This is a genomic window from Streptomyces sp. NPDC047974, from assembly GCF_040653375.1.
Classification (GTDB): domain Bacteria; phylum Actinomycetota; class Actinomycetes; order Streptomycetales; family Streptomycetaceae; genus Streptomyces.
In genome coordinates this window covers 95,491-114,752 of the sequence record NZ_JBEZNU010000001.1, presented here as the reverse complement: position 1 = coordinate 114,752, position 19,262 = coordinate 95,491, and the positions used below count along the sequence as shown (strand labels likewise).

17 protein-coding genes are annotated in these 19,262 nt (G+C 76.0%); 16 read left to right on the top strand and 1 reads right to left on the bottom strand.

Features of this window, described 5'->3' with window-relative positions; all coding sequences use genetic code 11:
- Positions 1-83 precede the first annotated feature (83 nt).
- Positions 84-494 (top strand): Fur family transcriptional regulator, encoded by a 411-nt coding sequence (locus tag AB0E19_RS00520; RefSeq protein ID WP_362170838.1) that lies wholly within the window; start codon positions 84-86, stop codon positions 492-494.
- Positions 495-709: 215 nt separating this feature from the next.
- Here AB0E19_RS00520 and AB0E19_RS00515 read toward each other — a convergent pair whose 3' ends face one another.
- Entirely contained in the window at positions 710-1,906 is a 1,197-nt protein-coding gene (locus AB0E19_RS00515; protein WP_362170835.1) for a hypothetical protein, read from the bottom strand.
- 104 nt (positions 1,907-2,010) lie between these two features.
- Between AB0E19_RS00515 and AB0E19_RS00510 the strand changes: the two genes are divergently transcribed.
- The 15 genes from AB0E19_RS00510 to AB0E19_RS00440 all read left to right on the top strand — a co-directional run bounded on the left by AB0E19_RS00510 (position 2,011) and on the right by AB0E19_RS00440 (position 19,259).
- Positions 2,011-2,997 (top strand): ABC transporter substrate-binding protein, encoded by a 987-nt coding sequence (locus AB0E19_RS00510; RefSeq protein ID WP_362170832.1) that lies wholly within the window; start codon positions 2,011-2,013, stop codon positions 2,995-2,997.
- A gap of 107 nt (positions 2,998-3,104) precedes the next feature.
- Positions 3,105-4,028, top strand: coding sequence for an iron ABC transporter permease (locus AB0E19_RS00505; RefSeq protein WP_362172257.1), 924 nt, complete (start codon positions 3,105-3,107; stop codon positions 4,026-4,028).
- A gap of 236 nt (positions 4,029-4,264) precedes the next feature.
- Positions 4,265-5,236: an iron ABC transporter permease gene (locus AB0E19_RS00500; protein WP_362172254.1), complete on the top strand. Its 972-nt coding sequence runs from the start codon at positions 4,265-4,267 to the stop codon at positions 5,234-5,236.
- 71 nt (positions 5,237-5,307) lie between these two features.
- On the top strand, positions 5,308-6,105 hold the full coding sequence (locus tag AB0E19_RS00495) for an ABC transporter ATP-binding protein (RefSeq protein ID WP_362170829.1): 798 nt from the start codon (positions 5,308-5,310) through the stop codon (positions 6,103-6,105).
- A gap of 82 nt (positions 6,106-6,187) precedes the next feature.
- Positions 6,188-6,301, top strand: a complete 114-nt coding sequence (gene amiA, locus AB0E19_RS00490) for a streptamidine family RiPP (protein ID WP_360605209.1) — start codon at positions 6,188-6,190, stop codon at positions 6,299-6,301.
- Positions 6,302-6,382: 81 nt separating this feature from the next.
- A complete protein-coding gene (locus tag AB0E19_RS00485) occupies positions 6,383-7,336 on the top strand; it encodes a hypothetical protein (RefSeq protein WP_362170825.1) in 954 nt (317 codons plus the stop codon).
- Positions 7,333-8,850: a CocE/NonD family hydrolase gene (locus AB0E19_RS00480; protein WP_362170822.1), complete on the top strand. Its 1,518-nt coding sequence runs from the start codon at positions 7,333-7,335 to the stop codon at positions 8,848-8,850. Before AB0E19_RS00485 ends, AB0E19_RS00480 begins: the two co-directional genes overlap by 4 nt.
- The gene (locus AB0E19_RS00475; protein WP_362170819.1) at positions 8,847-10,226 is read left to right on the top strand and encodes a YcaO-like family protein; all 1,380 of its coding nucleotides are present in this window, start codon (positions 8,847-8,849) and stop codon (positions 10,224-10,226) included. Before AB0E19_RS00480 ends, AB0E19_RS00475 begins: the two co-directional genes overlap by 4 nt.
- A 6-nt stretch (positions 10,227-10,232) precedes the next feature.
- Positions 10,233-11,333, top strand: a complete 1,101-nt coding sequence (locus AB0E19_RS00470) for a SagB/ThcOx family dehydrogenase (RefSeq protein WP_362170816.1) — start codon at positions 10,233-10,235, stop codon at positions 11,331-11,333.
- Positions 11,330-13,069, top strand: coding sequence for an ABC transporter ATP-binding protein (locus AB0E19_RS00465; RefSeq protein WP_362170813.1), 1,740 nt, complete (start codon positions 11,330-11,332; stop codon positions 13,067-13,069). The genes AB0E19_RS00470 and AB0E19_RS00465 overlap by 4 nt, the downstream gene beginning before the upstream one ends.
- Positions 13,066-14,895, top strand: coding sequence for an ABC transporter ATP-binding protein (locus tag AB0E19_RS00460; protein WP_362170810.1), 1,830 nt, complete (start codon positions 13,066-13,068; stop codon positions 14,893-14,895). Before AB0E19_RS00465 ends, AB0E19_RS00460 begins: the two co-directional genes overlap by 4 nt.
- An 11-nt stretch (positions 14,896-14,906) precedes the next feature.
- The gene (yidD, locus tag AB0E19_RS00455; RefSeq protein WP_362172251.1) at positions 14,907-15,290 is read left to right on the top strand and encodes a membrane protein insertion efficiency factor YidD; all 384 of its coding nucleotides are present in this window, start codon (positions 14,907-14,909) and stop codon (positions 15,288-15,290) included.
- Between the two features lie 24 nt (positions 15,291-15,314).
- Complete coding sequence (locus tag AB0E19_RS00450; RefSeq protein WP_362170807.1) at positions 15,315-15,767, top strand: hypothetical protein; 453 nt, start codon at positions 15,315-15,317, stop codon at positions 15,765-15,767.
- 1 nt (position 15,768) lies between these two features.
- Positions 15,769-16,914, top strand: coding sequence for a phosphotransferase (locus AB0E19_RS00445; protein WP_362170804.1), 1,146 nt, complete (start codon positions 15,769-15,771; stop codon positions 16,912-16,914).
- Positions 16,911-19,259: a lanthionine synthetase LanC family protein gene (locus tag AB0E19_RS00440; protein WP_362170801.1), complete on the top strand. Its 2,349-nt coding sequence runs from the start codon at positions 16,911-16,913 to the stop codon at positions 19,257-19,259. The genes AB0E19_RS00445 and AB0E19_RS00440 overlap by 4 nt, the downstream gene beginning before the upstream one ends.
- Positions 19,260-19,262 lie beyond the last annotated feature (3 nt).

Below are 19,262 nucleotides of genomic sequence, written 5' to 3'. Positions count from 1 at the left end.
AGGAGCGTCACGGACCGAACATGGACATGAATTTCATGAGCACATACGCTCTGTGCCGTCACGTGTGAAAGGAGTGGTACGAGGTGGCCGAGAGGTCGACACGGCAGCGGGCGGCGGTTGTCGCCGCCTTGACGGAGTCCCTGAGGTTCGTCTCCGCCCGGCATCTGTACGGCGTGCTCTCGGAGGCCGGGGCGGGAGTGGGGCGTACGACGGTCTTCCGCGTGCTCCGGTACCTGGAGGCCACGGGGCGGGTCGACGTCGTCCAGGTCCAGGGCGGGGAGCGGCTGTTCAGGTTGCGCGGGGTGGAGGGGCACCGGCATCACCTCATCTGCCGGTTCTGCCGCGTCAGCCGGCCCGTCGACGCGCGTTCCGTCGAGCGGTGGGCGGTCCGGGTGGCCGGCGAGCGGGGCTTCACGGCGGTGGAGCACACCGTCGAGCTCGTCGGTGTCTGCGGTCCTTGTCATGCCCGCCGCCTCCAGGCGGCGTCCCCGTAGGTGTCCGGCTCGATCGCCTAGGCGTCCGGTCCACCGGGCCCGTCCGGTCCGTCCGGTCCACCGGGCCCGTCCGGTCCGTCCGGTCCACCGGGCCCGTCCGGACCGCCCGGTCCACCAGGCTCGTCCGTCCGGTCCGTCCGGTCCGTCCTGCCGCTCGATCGCCCGTGCGCCGCCTGGGAGTTGTGGCCCGGGCCGGGTCCCCGGGCCTGGCGGGTTCAGCGGCCCACGGTGTCGCGGTCCGGGCCGTCGGGCTGGGGGAGGAGGATCGCGTGGCCTCCGTGGTGGAGGGGCGTGTCCAGCTTCACCCGGTGGGCCTCCTCGCCGGTCTCCGTGTCGACGAGGTGGACCTCGCCGTGACCGCCCCGGGTCACGGCCACCGTGTCCGCGTCCGGGGAGGCGGCCACCGCGCGGCGCTGCACGCCCTCCCAGGGCGTGTGGCCGCGCCCCGGTGCCCCCTCCATCGCGGGAAGGGGCACCTGACGGAGCGTCGAGTCGCCGTCCAGGAGGAGCAGTTCGTCACCGTCGGGGTGGATGCGGGCGAACGCGGTGGCGGTACGGGCGAGGGCCAGACGGAAGACGAGGCCCGGTCCGAGCTCCGTCAGGGTCGTGGTCCCGGTGTCCAGGTGGTGGCACCAGGCCTGGTTCGTCCACTCCGGCCAGCGCAGCGGGTCGGCCGGTCCGCCGCGCAGGGTGGACCAGAGGGTGCGCCGGCGGGGATCCAGGCGCAGGTACCAGCCCCGTGCGGCGGCCCCCCACGGGATCGGCTCCTCCATGACGAGGTCCTCGCCCTTCCGCCGCGCCCGGTGGACGCCCTCGCCCGTGGCGGCGAACACCCGCTGGGCCGAGGGGTCCTGGGCGTCGCCGTGTCCGTCGTCCGGGAGGGAGTGGGACGCGGTCGGCGTGACCTGGGGGCAGCCGGGCGGTGCGGCGAGGAGGTCGGCGAAGCGGTGGACCGCGAGGGCTCCCGGTTCGCGGTGCCGCAGGACGACGACCGGTTCGTCGGAGCCCAGCACCGTGACGCCGGGCTCTCCCGGGCGGGTGCGGACCCGGGCCGCGTCCCCCGTCGCCAGGTCCACGACGGTGAGCAGGTCGGACCACGGGGCGGTGTTCTTGCCGAGGCCGGTCGTGACGGCCACCCACCGGCCGGTGGGGTCGCTCGCCAGGTGTTCCGCCGGCGTGGCCACGGGGATCGCGGACCGCACCGGCTCCCGGCCGTACGGGTCGAGCACGAGCAGTTCCCCGCGCCGGTCGTCGACGCAGGCCACCAGGCCTCCCGGCAGGGGCAGGAAGCCGGCGTGCTCGGAGAGGTGGCGTCCCGCCATCCGTCCGACCGCGGCGCCGTCCCGCACGGTCACCAGGTGGACGGCGCCGTCGACGTGGTCGGAGACCAGGAGCAGGGGGTCGTCGGTCATCAGGGGTCCTCCGTGGGCATCTTGAAGCATGATGAAAATGATTATCATGTATGGTCGGTGCGTTTCCCGATCCTGACAAGACCCGAAAAGAAGCGAGGGCACCGATGCCGCGTTCACTCCTCAGACGCACACGAAGCGGACTTGCCGCACTGATCATGGGATCCGTCCTGCTGGGCTGCGGCACGACCGAGGAGTCCCCGGCGGGCAAGGCCGGGGCCGGAGGGGCGGGTGGCGCCGTCACCGAGGTCACGGTGAAGCCCATCGAGGAGACCCGCCGGCTGACGGACGCCCGGGGCGTCGAGGTCGCGCCGAAGCGGAAGCCCGAGCGCATCGTCTGCCTCGTGGCCATCTGCGACGACATCCTGACCGAGCTGGGCATCGTGCCCGTGGCCACCAACAGCAAACTCCTCGCCCACCCGGGCTTCCTGGGGGAGGAGAAGGCGAAGAAGGTGGCGGTCGTCCCCGGCGGATTCATAGCCCCCGAGGTCGAGGCCGTCCTCTCCCACGAGCCCGACCTCGTCATCGGACTCCAGGACACCCACGGCAAGCTCGCCCCCGCCCTCCAGGGCGCGACCACCTTCTGGCCCGTGCAGCCCACCACCTGGGAGGAGAGCGTCGGCTACCTGCGGGACGTCGCCGCCCTCACCGGCCGTACGGCCCAGGGCGAGAAGGCGGAGCGGGCCTTCCGCACCAAGCTCGCCGCGGCCGAGCGGACCAGGAGCGACAGGACGGCGCTGATCATCTACGGCAGCGACGAGAACTTCGGAGTCGCCACCCCCGGCACCGACGTGGTCGCGGGCCTGTTCCCCAAGCTCGCCGACTACCCCTGGAAGTCCCGTGGTGTAGAGGGCAGTTACAGCCTCGAGGAGATCCTGGCGCAGGGCGTGGACGTGCTCTTCGTCGAGACCATGAGCTTCGGCCCGCCGGACGGGCAGCTGTCGGAGAAGCTGGCGAAGAACCCGCTCTGGGGCAAGATCCCGGCCGTCCGGAACGGAGACGTCCACGAGGTCGACTCCGAGGTGTGGGCCAAGGGGCGCGGCACGCGCTCCATGGGCCTCGTCCTCGACGAGGCCACGGCCGCGCTGAGGTGAGCGGGCCCGTCGAGACCACGGCGCCGCCGGCCCGGCCCGCCGCCGGACCCCGGGAAGGGCCGGTGGCGGTACGGGCCTGGGCGCAGCCGGCCGTGCTCGTCGCCCTCCTGGCGGGGGCCGCGTGGTGCGCCCTGTGCCTCGGCACGCCGTACGTACCGCCGCACCGGCTCTTCGGCGGCGGGGACGAGATCGCCCGGGTCGTCGTCACCGAACTCCGGGTCCCGCGGCTGGTCCTCGCGCTCGTCGCGGGCGCCTGCCTCGGGGCCGCCGGGCTCGTGCTGCAGGAGGCCCTGCGCAATCCCCTCGCCGTCCCCGAGATGCTGGGCGTGTCCTCGGGCGCCGCCCTCGGAGTGGCGGCCCCCCTGGTCCTCGCCGTGTCGGTGCCCGCCGCCGTCGAGCCGCTGCTGGCCCTCGGCGGGGCGGCCCTCGGCGGCGGGCTGACCCTGCTCGCCGCGGGACTCGGCCGCAGCCCGTCCGCCGTCCTGCTCACCGGGGCGGCGGTCGCCGCCGCCCTGCAGGCCGCCCTGCTCGTCCTCATGGTGATGGCGGACCAGCTCGACCTCCAGCTGATCTACCGGTACCTCCTCGGCTCGCTCTCCGCACGGACGTGGGAGGACGTGACGGGCCTGTGGCCGTGGCTGATCGTCGCGGTCCCCGCCCTCGTCCTGTGCGCACCGGTGCTGGCGGTGCTGCGGCTCGGCGACGACGACGCGGAGGCGCTCGGCGTGCGCGTGCGGCGCGCGCGGTTCACGGCCCTCGCCGTCGCCGTCGTCCTCATCGCCCCGGTGACCGCCGTGTGCGGCCCCGTGGCCTGGGTCGGATTCCTCGCCCCGCACCTGGCCCGCCGCCTCAACCCGCGTACCGACGCGGTGGGTTGGCTTCCCTGGTCGGCTGCCTGGGGCGCCGCCGCGGTGGCCGTCGCCGACGTGCCGGCCCGGCTCGCCCTGGCGCCGGTGGAGACACCGGCCGGCGCCTGGACGGCGCTGCTCGGTGTCCCGGCCGGGGTGGCGCTCCTGCGGAGGCGACGATGACGGAGAGCGCGAAGTTCGCGAAGACGGAGGGTTCGGGTACGGGGGCGGCGGAGAGTCCGACGACCGCACCGACGGAGACGGCTGTGACGACAGAGGCAGCCGCTCCGACCGAGACGCCTGCTCCCACCGTGCCGACGGCACCGCCCGTGTCGCCCGCGCCGGCCCCGACCCGTCCGGCGGTACGGCGTTCGGCGAAGGCCGGACGGCGGTACGCCCTCCTCGGCGTGCTCCTCCTCCTGGCCGCGGGTGCCTCGCTGCTCGCCGGCCGGGCCCTTTCCCTGGGCGCGGTCGTGGACGTGCTGACGGGCGGGGGAGACGCACTGGCCCGCCATGTGTTCTTCCGGCTCCGGTTGCCGCGCATGCTGGTGGCCCTCGGCGCGGGGGCCTGTCTCGGGGCGGCAGGACTGGTCCTCCAGTCGGCCCTGCGCAATCCGCTGGCCGGCCCCGAGGTCACCGGCGTGACCCCGGGCGCGGTGCTCGGCGCCGTCGCCGCCACCGGGCTCGGACTCGCGGGCTGGCAGTCGCCGTTCGCCGTGGTCGTCGCGGCGTACGCGGGCGGCTGCGCGGGGGCGGGGCTGCTGTGGCTGCTCAGCGGACGGGGCGGGGGCGACCCCGCGCAGACCGTGGTGCACGGCGTGCTCGTCTCGGCGGTGCTCGGCGGGCTCACCGCCATGGTGCTCCTGGTCGCACCGGGCGAGCTCGGCAGCGTCGTGCAGTGGCTCGTCGGCAGCACGGAGGGCCGGGTCTGGGAGCACTGGCACCTGCTCTGGCCCTGGGCGCTGCCCTGGTTCCTCGGTGCCTGGCTGATGACGGGGCCGCTGACCCTGCTGCGCTGCGGCGACGAACTCGCCTCCGCGGCGGGCCTGTCGGTCGCGCGGGCGCGGACGCTCGCCCTGCTGTGCGCGGTGGCGCTGACGGCGGGCGCCGTCGCCTCGGTGGGCGCGCTGGGGTTCGTGGGGCTGCTCGTCCCGCACCTGGCGGTGGCGTTGTTCGGCGCCGACCTGCGGCTCGCGCTGCCGGGCGCCGCGCTGCTGGGCGCGGTCGTGGTGTGCGGAGCGGACGCGGCCGCCCAGGGGGCGTCGCGGCTGCTGGCGCTGGCCGGAGGGGAGGCGGACCGGATCACGCTGCCCGTCGGTGCGCTGACCACGTGCGCCGGCGCCGTCCTCCTGCTGGTCGTGGTGCGCCGTACCGCGAGCCGGAGTCTCTAGGGGCTCGCCGACCGGGCCGCGGGCCCGCGGCCCGGTCGGCGCTTCCCGCACTCGGATGTGAAGGAAAGATGATGAGCGAACCCGTCGGCATCCATGTCGAGGGAGTCCACTTCGGATACGCCGGACGGCCGGTGCTGCGCGGCGTCGACCTGACCGTCGAGCCGGGCGAACTCACCGCGCTGGTGGGCCTGAACGGCTGCGGCAAGTCGACCCTGCTGCGGCTCGCGGCCGGGCTGCTGCGGCCCGGGGAGGGGCGGGTGCTGCTGGGCCCGTACGACCTGGCCGGGCTTTCCCGGCGGGCCGCCGCCCGGCATGTGGCGCTGCTCCACCAATCCGCGCCCTCGGTACCCGGCATGACGGTGCGCCAACTGGTGCGGCAGGGGCGGTACGCGGCGCGCGGACCGCTCGGCATGCTGCGCGAGGGCGACGACGCCGTGGCGCGCCGGGCGCTGGAGGACGTCGGGGTGGGGGACTGGGCGGAGCGGCCCGTGGAGGCGCTCTCCGGAGGCGAGCGGCAGCGCGTACGGCTGGCCATGGCGCTGGCGCAGGACACCCGCGTCCTGCTGCTCGACGAGCCGACCACCTACCTGGACCTGCACCACCAGCTCGACGTGCTGCGGACGGTGGTGCGCCTGCGCGAGGAGCGGGGGCTGACCGTCGTGATGGTGCTGCACGACCTCGCCCACGCGGCTCGGTTCGCCGAGCGGATCGTGGCGCTGCGGGACGGCCGGGTGGTGGCCGACGGGACGCCGAAGGACGTGGTCACGCCGGCGTTCCTGGCCGACGTCCTGAAGGTGTCCGGCCGGGTCGGCCGTGATCCCGAGGGCGGCTGGCCCGTGTGTTACCCAGATCACCCTCTGCCCCACTAGGAAAACGATAATCATATTCATTAGTGTTCTGGTCATGGCGCTCGACCGAACGCCACAACTCCCCTGTGAAGGAGGAACGTTCATGGAGAACGAGCAGGTCTTCTCTCCGATCGTCGACCCGGGCCAGCTGGCCCACGACTCGGCGTCCCACTCCAACGCCCTCGTCGAGAACCCGTTCGACGACACCGAGGAGTAGTCGAGGGTTCTCCCTCACTCCCGCGGGCCCGCCCTCCCGGGCGGGCCCGCGCCCGTTCCGCCCCGATCCGTAGGAGAACCCGTGCCCCACAGACAGCTCGCACCCGGCGTCGAGATCGTCGCCGTCGACGGCGACGGGCTCGCCGTCCGCACGGCGGACGGCGAGTTCCTCCGGGTCCACACGGGCGACGTGAACGGCGACGACCTCCGCCACCGGCTGGCCGGGACCCCCCCGACCCGCCCGGACACCGGACTGGACCGACTCGTCTCGGCCTTCGACGCGGCCAGCTACCTCACCGACAGCGGCCGAACCGACAGCGGCCGAACCGGAAGTGCCCGAACCGGAAGTGCCCGAACCGGAAGTGCCCGTACGGGGAGCGTCCCGCCGTCCACGACCGACGAGGCCACCGAGGCCACCGAGGTCACCGACGCCGCCCCGGCGTGGCCCGCCGCGCGCCGCGACGTCCTCCTCCTCGGCGACCCGGCCCTCACCGAGCCGCTCGCCCGGCAGTTGCGGGCGGCGGGGGCGTCCCCGCGGTCCGGCACGCCCGAGGACGCGATGACGCGGCCGGACGCCGCCGCCGTCGTCTGGTGCCTCGACGGACCCGTACCCGACGGCCTGTGGGACGAGGCGGACCGGCTGCCCGAACGGGGAACCGCCTGGCTCCGGTGCCACCGCGAGGGCTGGCAGGCGTACCTGGAACCCGTCGCGGCCGCGCCCGGGGACGTCACCTCCGCCCACGTCCGGGCCCGCCGCCTCGCCGTCACCCCCGCCCACCGCGAGCTCGCCGCCTACTGGAGCGGACCGCGCACCAGCGGCGCCCCCGTACCCCTCACCGCGGCCGCGGCCGGACTGCTCGCCGCGCTCCTCGCCGACGACCTCGCCCGGTGGGCCGCCGACTCACCCGACACCGGGGCGCTCCCCGCCCGCCGCCGGCTGCGCCGCGTCGACCTGCGCACCCTGACCGTCACCGAACACCCCGTCCTGCCCGTCCCCGACGTCGCGCGCACGCCGGCACCGACAGCCACCTCATGACCCCGCCCACCACGCCCTCCACCCCCTCCACTCCCACCACCACCTCCCTCAGCGTGAACGGCCTGGCCACCGACGTCCGGCTGCCCGACGGCCCCGGACCCTTCCCGGCCGTCCTCATCCGCACCCCCTACGACCGCCGGGCACACGGCGCCGAACTGCGGGGCTGGGCCCGCAGAGGGTTCGCCGCCGTGGCACAGGACGTACGCGGCCGCCACGGCTCGCCGGGGGAGTGGCGGCCCTACACGCACGAGACCGCCGACGGCGCCGACACCGCCCGCTGGATCCGGGACCGGCCGTGGAGCGACGGCCGCCTGGTCGCCGCCGGCTCCTCCTACGCCGCCCACTGCGCCCTCGCCCTCGCCCTGGAGGCACCCGAGGACGCGCGCCCCGACGCCGTCATCGCCGCCGTGCCCGCCCTCGGCATCGCCGACACCGCCCGCGAACCCACCGGAGTCGAACGGCTGCTGACCCGGGCCGGCTGGTGGGCGGCGCACGGAGACCGCGCCGACTCCGACGACACGGCGCTGGCGAAGGCCCTCGCCGCGGACCCGGGTGCACTGGCCCACCTCCCGCTGCTCGACCTGCCGCGGCGGCTCGGCCGCGTCCTGCCCTCCTGGCCGCAGGTGTGGCGCTCCCACGACCGGGGACGCCTCCTCGCCCGCGCCCCGGAGGCCGCGGTGCCGCTGCTCGCCGTCGGCGGCCACCACGACCACTTCGCCGACGAGACGTTCGACCTGTGGCACCGCTGGGGCGGCCCCTCGGCACGCCTGCTGAGGGGACCCTGGGGGCACGGCCTCGTCGCGGCCCCCGGCCCGGACGCCGCCCCCGCCCACCGCGTCCACCTCGGTGACCTGTACGCCCGCTGGGCGTCCGCCGCGCTCGCCGGAACCCTCCGGCCGGGCCGGGCCGGAGCCGTGGCCCTCGGCGGCAGTCCGCTGTGGACGGCGGCGGACGCCGAGGGCGACCCCCACACACCACGCCTGCGCCCATCGAGCGACTTCCGCTTCCTCTCGGACCCCGAACACCCCGCCTCCTCGGCCGACCTCACCCTTCCGGCCGACGGGCCGCGCGACCGCTGCGTCCTGGTCTCCCCGCCCCTGCCCCGGCCGCTCGACCTCCTCGGCCCCGCGCGGCTACGGCTGCGCGCCCGCGCCGACACCCCGGCCGCCGACTGGTTCGCGCGCCTGGTCGCCCTCGGACCCGACGGACGGGCCGAGCGGCTCGCCGTCGGAGCGGTCCGCCGCGGCGGACCGCCCGGGCACACCACGGAGTTCGCCGTCCCCCTCGGCCGCCTCGCGCGACGCCTGACCGCGGGCACCCGGCTCCGGCTTGAGATCACCGGCCACCACTTCCCGGCGCACGCCCGCAACCCGCACACCGGCGAGGACCCCGTCACCGCGACCCGGCTCCTCGCCTCCCGGCGCGACGTCGACCCGGCATCCACCGAACTCGTGCTGAGCGCGCTCCGCACCCGACCCGTCCCCACCGATCCCGCGGAGGAGATCCTGCGATGACACCGCTGCCCATGGAAACCCTGGTGGATCCCGTCTGCGGGATCGTCCGCAAGGTGAAGCCCGTCGAACACCCCGAAGGCGCCCCTCCCCGCTACACGGCGATGACGGCCGAGGTCGCCGACGCCCGCCGCCTCGGCCTCTGGCCCGCCGACCGCGTCTCCCTCGGCACCTCCTTCGGCGACCCCGCGACCGCCCGCGTCGCGGCCATCGCCGAGGGGGTCGAACGCTACTGCGGCAACCGCGTCCCGCCGCCCGGACACCCCGACGCGCCCCTGCGCGCCACCGCCGCCGCACTCACCGGCCGGGGCCTGCGGATCTACGGGCCCGACCGGCTCCCCGCGTACGCCGACTGGCAGTACACGCGGCCGGGGTTCCCCTACCGCCCCCTCACCGAGGACACCCCCGCCCTGTGGACCCGGGGCACCGAGCGGCTCCCCGGCGGGGCGACCGACGAGGTGTGGGCCCCGGTCGCGCTCACCCACCTCAACTGGCGCCAGGGCGAACTCCGCTCCCTGCCCCGCACCCACCACCTCAACTACGCGGGCATCGCCACCGGCCAGGGCCTCGACGACGCCGTCGAACGGGGCCTGCTGGAGATCGCCGAACGCGACGCCCTGGAGCTGTGGTGGCACCTCGACGGCCCCGCGCGCGGCATCGACCCGCAGACCGTGCCGGGGCTCGCCGACGACCTCGCCGGATCCGGACTCCGGGTGTGGCTCGTCGAGATGCCCTCCGAGTTCGCCCCCTGCGTGGCCGCCCTCGTCCACGACCCGCGCCTCGACCTGTACGCGGCCGGCTTCGCCTGCAAGTACGACCCGGCCGAAGCCGCCCGCAAGGCCGTCCTCGAAGCCGTGCACACCTGGGTCTTCACCCAGGGCCTCACCGACCCGGACGGCTGGGTCTTCCAGGCCGTAGACGCCGGACTCCTCGCCAAGGGGCTCTACCTCGACCACCGCGAGGACCGCCGCTACCTCGACGCGTGCGGGGACCGCTTCGAGCGCGTCAGGGACCTGGGCGCCCACGTCCAGGTGTGGCTCGACCCCCGGATGGCCGCCGAGGCGCGGCGGTTCACCGAGCCCGCGCTCGGCACCGTACCGCTCGACGCCGTCGCGCCCGGCAGCCGGGAGCGGATGGAACACGCCCTGGAACAGGGCGGCCACCGGGTCATGACCTTCGACCTCACCACGGAGGACGTCGCCGAGACCGCGCTCCGCGTCGCCCGCGTCCTCGTCTCCGGGCTGATCCCCAACGCCCCGGCCGCCTTCGGGTACTTCGGCTGCCCCCGCCTCGCCGACGCCGCCGTGGCCCGCGGCTGGCGCACCTCGGCACCGCACGCCCCCGAGGACTTCACGCTCGCCCCGCCGCCCCACATGTGAGCCCCCATGGACCTCGTCACCGCCCTCACCCGCGCCCGCGGGACCGAACCGCCGGGCCCCGACACCCCCGCCGGCCCCCGGGTCCCCGACTGGCCCGGCCCCGGACGCGCACTCCTGCCCCCGCCCGGCCCCGGACCGCTCGACCTGGACGGCCTGCTGCGTCTGTCCCTGGCCGCCGCCGACCCCACCGGGCGCCTCCGCCCGACCCCGTCCGCGGGCGCGCTGCACCCGGTCGACGCCACCCTCCTCGTCGGCGACGGCTGCTCCCTGCCACCGGGGCGGTACGGCTACGACCCCCTGCGCCACCGCGTCCACCACCTCTCACCCGCACCCCCCGGCACCGCCCCCGGAGCGACCGTCGAACTCACCGTCACCCCGCGACGCACCACGAGCCACTACGGCCACCGCGCCTGGCCCCTGCTGCTCCTCGACACCGGGCACGCCGTCGCCGCCCTGCATCTGGCCGCCCTCGCCCTGGCCTCCCACCCGGCCGCCCTCCGCCTCGACGGCGCCACCGACCGGCCGCAGGCCTCGCTGCACATCCCGCCGCCCGCCACCGGCGCCGCCCCGCCCGACCCGGGGACGGCCACCGCGTCCGACCTCCTGTCCCGCCGCAGCGCCGTACCGCCGCTCACCGGAACACCGGACCCCGACGACCTGTACGACCTCCTGGCCCTCGGCCGCACGGCGGGGAACGGGCACCTGAACTGGTGTGCCGCCGTCGGCGGTCCCGCACCGGCGCTCCTCGAAGCCGGGCCCGACGGCGGCCTCCGGCGGCTCGCCACCGGAGACGCCCGGCCCGCGCTCGCCGCCTGGGCGGCCGGACAGGCCTGGATCGCCCGCGCGGGCGCCGTGCTCCTCACGTACGGATGCCCGTCCGACGCCGACGCCCGCCGCATCCGCCGCGACCACCTGCACGCCGGATACGCCGTCGGACGCGCCCAGACGGCGGCCGTCCGGCGGGGCCTCGCCGCCCGGGCCGTCGGCTCGTGGCAGCGGGCCGACCTGGGCGCGGCCCTGGGCGGCGCACCCGAACGGAACTGGATCGTCCACGCCCTGGCACTCGGCACCGGGTCCGCGGACCGACCCGAGAAGGGAAACTCGTGATCATCCACCCGGAGTTGCGCCGTGCCGCCGGCCACGCACGCCGCACACTCCTCGCGGCCACCTGCCTCCAGGCAGCCGTCACGCTCGGCTGGCTCGCCCAGGCCGTGCTGCTCGCCCTCGCCCTCGCCGCCATCGCGCGCGGCGACACCCGCCCCCTCCCCGCACTCCTGGCCGCGGCGGCCGCCGTCGTGGTCGTCCGCGCCGCGCTCGGCCTCGCCCAGCGCCGTACCGCCGCCCGCGCCGGTGCACGCGTCAGGGTCCGCCTGCGCGACGAACTCCTCGCCCACCTCGGCCGGCTCGGCCCCGCGCACCTGACCACCGCCCGCACCGGAGCCGTCCGCACCACCCTGGTCGACGGCGTGGAGGGCGTCGACGCGTACATCTCCCGCTACCTCCCCCAACTGATCGTCACCCTCACCGCGCCACCCCTCCTCATCGCCGCGGTGGCCGTCGTCGAACCCACCGCCCTGCTCGGGCTCGTCCCCGCCCTCCTGCTGGCCCTCGCCGGCCCCCGCGCCTGGGACCGACTGCTCGCCCAGCGCGGCAAGGAGCACTGGGACACGTACGAGGGCCTCGGCGCCGACTACCTCGAAGCGCTCCAGGGCATGCCCGCGCTGCGCGCGGCCGGAGCCGTCGGCCGCACCCGGCGCCGCCTCGAAGAACGCTCCGCGCACCTGCACCGCGCGACCGTCGCCAAACTCCGCGTCTCCCTGGTCGACACCGGCATCACCGACCTCGCCATCCAAGGCGGCACCGCCGCCGCGGCGCTGCTCGCCTGCTGGGCCGCCGCGACCGGATCCACCACCCCGACCGCCGCCTACCTGACCCTCCTCCTCGCCGGCGAGTGCTTCCGGCCCGTCCGCGACCTGGCCCGCGAATGGCACGCCGGCTACCTCGGCGTCTCCGCCGCCGACGGCATCGCCGCCCTGCGCACCGCCGCCCCCACCGTCGCCGACGACGGGACGGCACCGGCCGACTGGGCCCAGGCCCCCGAAATCCGCTTCCAGGACGTCGAGTTCACCCACCCCGGCGCCTCGGAGCCCACCCTCCGAGGCATCACCTTCACCGCCGACGCCGACCGGACCACCGCGATCGTCGGACCCTCCGGCGCCGGGAAGTCCACCCTGCTCGGCCTGCTGCTGCGCCACCACGACCCCGGGCACGGCCAGGTCACCGTCGACGGCCGCGGAACCGCCGCGTACACCCTCGACTCCCTGCGGCGCGGCATCGCCGTCGTCTCCCAGGAGACGTACCTCTTCCACGCCCCCATAGCGGAGAACCTCCGCCTGGCGCGCCCCGGCGCCACCGACGGGGAACTGGAGCGCGCAGCCCGCGCGGCCGGGATCCACGACGAGATCACCGCCCTCCCGGACGGCTACGCCACGGTCCTCGGCGAACGCGGCGCCACCCTCTCCGGCGGCCAGCGCCAGCGCCTCGCCCTGGCCCGCGCCCTCCTCGCGGACGCCCCCGTCCTCGTCCTGGACGAGGCCACCAGCGCCGTCGACGAACGCAGGGAGGCGGACATCGTCCGCGACCTGACGACGGCGGCACGCGGCCGGACCGTCCTCGTCGTCGCCCACCGGCTGGCGGCCGTCCGGCACGCCGACCGGATCGTCGTCCTCGACCGGGGACGCGTCGACGCCGTCGGCGACCACCACGGCCTCGTCGCCGCCGGCGGACTCTACGCCGAGCTCGCCGAGGCGGGCCGGACCGACCGGGAAGGACTCGCCGCGTGAGCCCCGCCGACCCCGCCCTCCCGGGCAAGGGCACCCTGCGTGCCCTGCTGCCCGCGCTCGCCGGACACCGCGCGATGATCGTGCGGACCTGCGCCGCCGCCCTCGCCGAACAGGGCTCCCTGGTCGCCCTCGTCACCCTGGCCGCACACGCGGTCGGCACCGCGATCACCACCGGACGCGCCCCCTCCGCCACGACCGTCGTCGCCCTCTCCCTCCTCGTCCTCCTGCGTGCCCTCATGACGTGGCGGGAGATGGACCTGTCGCACGACCTGGCCTACCGGGTCCTCGCCGAACTGCGGGTCCGCGTCTTCGACGGGCTCGCGCGCAGCGCCCCCGCCCGGGTGGCCGGCCGGCGCAGCGGAGACCTGGCCGCGACCGCGATGGCCGACGTCGAAGCGCTGGAGTTCTTCTACGCGCACACCACGGCCCAACTCCTCGCGTCGGCGACCGTCCTCACCGGCGGCGCGGCCGTCCTGGCCGGACTCGAACCCTGGCTCCTCGCCGCCCTCCTGCCCGTCGCCCTGCTGCTGGTCGTCGCCCCCTTCGCCGAGGCGGCCGGGCGCACGACCCGGGGCGCGCGCACCCGGCGCGCCGCGGCCGACCTGTCCGCCGACACGGTCGAGACGGTCGACGGACTGCGGGAACTGCTGGCGTTCGGCGCCCTGTCCGAGCGCCGGAGCAGGCTCGGCGCGAAGGGACGAAGGCTGGGGGAGGCCCAGCGGGCGGAAGTCACCCGGGAGTCCCTCGCCGCCTCGCTGCGCGAACTGCTCATCGTCCTCGCCGTCCTCGCCGTGGTGGCCACCACCGCCCGGGCCGTGCACACGGGGCGCCTCGACGCCGTCTGGGCCGCGGCCGCGATGACCCTCGCCCTGTCCGTACTCGGCCCGGTCGCCGAATCGGCCAGGGCGCTGAGCCAGGCGATGGGCCTGCGCGCCGCCGCGGCCAGGGTCGACGCCGGGATCAAGGCTCCCGCCCTCGCCCCGGAGCCCGCCACGGCCCGCCCGCTGCCCGCGGGCCCGCTCGGTGTGCGGCTGCGCGACCTGAGCTTCGGCTACGACGAGCGGCCGATCCTCCGGAACGTCGCCCTCGACGTCCCGGCGGGCCGCACCCTCGCCCTGGTCGGCGCCTCGGGCGCAGGCAAGTCCACCTGTGCCCATCTGCTGGCCCGGTTCTGGGACCCCCAGGAGGGCGCGATCGAGCTCGTGCCCGCATCGGGCGACCCCGTGGACCTGCGCGAGCTCACCGACGCCGACCTGCGCCGTGCCGTCGCCGTCGTCGGCCAGGACACCCCGCTCTTCCACGGCACCCTCGCGGAGAACCTCCGCCTGGCCGCCCCCGACGCCGACGACGGCCGACTGGCGGAAGCGGCCGAGCTGTGCGGTCTCGACCGCTTCGCCTCGCTCGACACCGTGATCGGCGAACGCGGCGCCACCCTCTCCGGCGGCCAGCGCGCCCGCATCGCCCTGGCGCGCGCCCTGCTCGCCGAGCCCCGGATCCTGGTCCTCGACGAGACCACCGCCCACCTGGACAACACCGGCGACGCCGAACTCGCCACCGTCCTGGCGAGGACCCGCGAGCGGCGCACCACCCTCCTGATCGCCCACCGCCCCGTCACCATCCGCCGCGCGGACCGGATAGCGGTCCTGGAAGCGGGCCGCGTCGCCGAGGAAGGCACCTGGGAGGAACTCACCACCCGCCCGGGAAGCGCCTTCGCCCGCCTCCTGGGCTCCGGCACGACACGGGGGCGCGAGACGCAGACGCGCGGGATACTGGAGGGGCTCGCCCGGTTCCGTGGGGACGACGAGGCGGCTGGAGTGGAAAGTTGAGCGGGAAACAGATGGGGGCGGCGCGGGGCCTGAGGCCGGTGCGCCAGGGGGTCGGCGCGGCGGCGAGCGTCGTCGCGTACGCCGCGATCCGCGTGCTCATCCGGGCCGCCGCGCTCCCGCCGGTCCGCCGGATTCCGGTGCACGGGCGAGCGGTTGCGCGCCCCCACCGACTCGGTACAGTTGTGATCGTCTGGTTTGTCAAGGTGTACCAGGATTCCTTCCTCCGCGACCGTCTGAAGCAGGACGGAAGAACCTGTGTCTATCTCCCCACCTGTACGGACTACGCACAGCGGGCGGTCCGCAAATACGGTCTCCTCCGTGGTCTGCTGATCACGGGCGACCGCTTCCGGCGCTGCTCCGAAGGAGGCGGGGGCAGTTACGTCGATTTCCCCTAGGGGGGCTACCCCGAGGAGACGATCGTGGCCAGCACATCCGAGAACGGCTTCGGTCCCCGAGAGTTCGGCGAGCGCGTGGAGCGCGCCGCGGCGGACGCGGACGTGAGGACACTCACGGGCTTCGCGCTCGGGCGCAGCACGGGCGAGGGCCGCTGGCGGCTCTACCTCAACGCCGAGCTCACCCACTTCGTGGAGTGCGACAGGGCGGACGTCGTGCACGCCGAGGAGACGCGGCCCGGTCACACCATCGTCTGGGTGCGGCGCGACGCCCGGATCACCGAGTCCACCTCGCGCACCCTCCCCGTGGAGTTCCTGCAGGGCGAGGTCCGCACCGGCTTCCTGCGCGGACTGTCGGGTCTGACCGGAGTCAGGGCCCTCGCCGCGGAGGGCTGCCCCTGCTCCGGCTGCGCGCACTGCACCCAGTCGTGCTCGTCGCTGCCGGGCGGCGATTCCGTGGGACTGTCCTGCGGGTGCTGACATGGCCCTCGTCGCCACGCCGCCGGCGGCCGCCCGGCCGAGCCGCGCTCCCACCGGCGGAGGGGACCCGCTGGACGCGCGAGGGGCCGTCGGTCTGCTGTGTGAACTCGGTCTGCTGACAGCCGCCCACCTCGTCGGCGGCCTCGTCGTCACCGACGTGTCGCGCCGCAACCGCAACCACCGCGTGACCACCACCGACGGCCCCGCGTTCCTCGTCAAACAGGCGGGCGACCCGGACACCGCACGGACCCTCGGCAACGAGGCCCGCACCTACGACGCCCTCGCACTGCGCGGATCCGCCGAGCTGCGGGCCGCGCTCCCGCCCACCACGCGCCACCTGCCGGAGCGGGCCGTCCTCGTGCTGGGCATCGACTCCGAGGCGATCACCCTCGCGGCGTACCACCGCCGCACGCGCCGGTTCCCGCCGGGCGTGGCGGAGGCGCTCGGCCGCCGGCTCGCGGCGCTGCACGCGCTGCGCGACGACCAGGCGCGGGAACTGCTCCCGGTGACCACCGGACTGCCGCTGGTCTTCTCCTTCGACCGCCCCGACGTCACCGTCTACTACGGAGCGAGCTCCGCCACGCTGCGGCTGCTCACCGCGGTCCACGGCACGGGCGACTTCGCCGACCTCCTCGGCCGGCTGCGCCCGGAGTGGCGGCCGGGCTGCGTCGTCCACGGAGACCTGCGCCTCGACAACGTCATCGTGCGCCCGTCGGTGCCGGCCCGCGCCGGGAAGGGCCTGCGCCTGGCCGACTGGGAGATGGCGATGTGGGGCGACCCCGCCTGGGACGTCGCCACCGTGCTGTCCGAGTACCTGTCCCTGTGGCTCGACCACGCGCCGGTGAGCGAGGCGACGCCTCCCGAACGCTTCCTCGACCACGGCCCGTTCCCCCTCTCGCGCTGGCAGCCGGCCGTCCAGCGGTTCTGGACGGCCTACGCCACCGCCGCCGGCGATCCGGCCGGGGCACGCGCCGTGTGGGCACGTGCGGTGCCGTTCGCGGCCGCACGGCTCGTCCAGACGGCGTACGAGAGCACCCAGTTCCTCGCGGAACTGCCCGGGCAGGTGGTGCTCAAGCTGCAGCTCGCCCACAACCTCCTCAGGGACCCGGCCGGCGGCGGGCGTGCGCTGCTCGGGATCGCGCCGTGACCGCGCGGGAGCACATCGCCTCGGCCGTCGCCGCGACCACGTTCGTGGGCGACCACGGCTTCGCCTGGTTCGGGAAGCGGCCGCCCCGGCTGCCCGCGCCGCTCACCCGCTCGCTCGACGCCCAGGTGCGCCGCGACTACCTCGCCCAGGCGCTCGCCGAGCACCTCTACGGCTACTTCTACGTCAAGGGCCACGCCGCACCGATGCACTGGGAGGCCCCCACCGCGGCCGCCGGGGGAACCGGACCCTTCGTCGCGGCGCTGCGCTCCCGCAACGCGGGCGCCGGCGGCTGGGAGAACGGATGGCGGATCACCCCCGGGCCGCAGCCGGCCGATCCCCAGCCGGCCGATCCGTGGCCTTCCGGTCAGTGGCCGCCCGCTCCTCAGCCGGCCGATCCGCAGCCGCCCGACCGGCGGTCGACCGGTCCGGGGCCGGCGGATCCCCGGCCCGAGACGCGGCTGGAACGGGAGGGCGTGCGGATCAGCGTCCTGGACGAGCGGCTCCTGCGGCCGCGCGGGCCGGGCTCGGCGGAGCTGCGCATGCCCGCCGAACTGCTCCACCGTTCCCCCGGCCACTACCTCGCCCTGTCCGACGCGCCCGTTCCCGCCGGGGCGGCCGTCGTCCGCGTCTACTGGAACTGCACGGCGCGCGGCGCCCTCGACCTCATGGGCGAGCTGACCCGCGGCCTCAACGGCGACGGCATCCCCTTCCAGCTCAAGGTCCTGGACGACCCCGCCGCCTACGAGCGCTGCGACGCCGCGGTCCTCTACCTCACCGCCGACACCGTCGACGCCGCCCGCCCCCACCTGGAGCGGACCCACCGGCAGCTCACCGGCGCCCGGCGGATCCGGAGCGCCAGGATCCCCGTGTTCACCAAGGAACTCGGCCCCGGCGTGGGCCTCGCCGAGGACACCGACCACGGGCGCTCGTTCGGCATGCACCGCTGCCGCCTCCTCGCCGAGGGGCTCGTCGAAGCCTCGGCGCCGGCACGCCGCTCACGCCGCCCGGAGCTCGTCGGCGACTACCTCACGGAGCACGGGGTCTCGCTCGACACTCCGTACCTCCGGCCGGGTTCGGCCGACGGATACCCGGCGTTCGGCCGCACCCCCGGCGCGCCCTCCGCACGGCCCGCGCCGGTCGGGGAACCGACCGGGAGCGAGCTGTGCGACGAGGCGCGGCGGCTGTGCGAGCGGCTCGTCGCCGACGCCTTCCACGACGGCGACGCCTGCACCTGGCTCGGCTCGCTCGTACCGGACGGCACCGACCGCGTGCTCGCCTCCCTCGGACCCACCCTGTACGACGGCCTCGCGGGCGTCGCGCTCGTCCTCGCCCAGCTCGACGGCCCCGGCTTCGCCGACACCGCGCGTGCCGCACTGCGGCAGGCGGAGCGCCGTCGCGGCGACCTCGCCCCGGACCGCCGCCCCGGACTCTTCGACGGCTGGACGGGACTGGCCCTCGCCCAGGCGTACGTCGCCCGCCGCCTCGACGACCCGGCCCTGCGCGCCGCGGCCCGGGCCACCGCGCACGAGGCCCTGACCCGGCCGTGCACCGAGCACGACCTGATCAGCGGCGCCGCCGGGACCGTCCTCGGCGCGCTGGCGCTCGTGGACCTCACCGGCGACCGCACCCTGCTCGACGAGGCGGTGAGGCTCGGGGACCTGCTCGTCGAGCACGCCACGCCGGCCGGCGGCGGACTGGCCTGGAGCACCATCAACCGCAAGGGCGAGTACCACCTCACCGGACTCTCCCACGGCACCGCGGGCATCGCGCTCGCGCTGGCCGAACTCGCCGCCGCGACGGGCGAGTCCCGCTTCCTCGCCACGGCCGAGGCCGGCTTCGGCCACGAGCGGGCGTGGTTCGACCCCGGCGCGGGCAACTGGCCGGACCTCCGCGAGACCCGGGCCACCCGGGGCGTGGCCCGCGGCGCGCTGGCCTACTCCACGTACTGGTGCCACGGAGCGCCCGGCATCGCGGTGTCCCGGGCGCGGGCCTGGCAGCTGACCGGTGACCCGGTCTACCGCGACGAGGCGCTCAAGGCCCTCGCGACGACCCGATCGTTCGTGCGGGACACGCACCCCGCGGGGGACCAGTCGCTCTGCCACGGCCTGCTCGGCAACGCGATCGTGCTGACCTTCGCCGGCCGGGCCGTCGGCGACCGGGAGAGCCCGGGGGCGGCGCGGGACGCGGTGGCACGGGCCCTGGCCGCCCACGCCGGCGGCTCCTGGCCGCTCGGCACCCCCGCCGAGAGCCCGGGACTGATGCTCGGGAGCTCCGGAATCGCTCACGCGCTGCTGTGGCTGCGCGACCCCGCCGAGCCCATGGTCCTGCTGCCTGGGCTCATCTGAGAC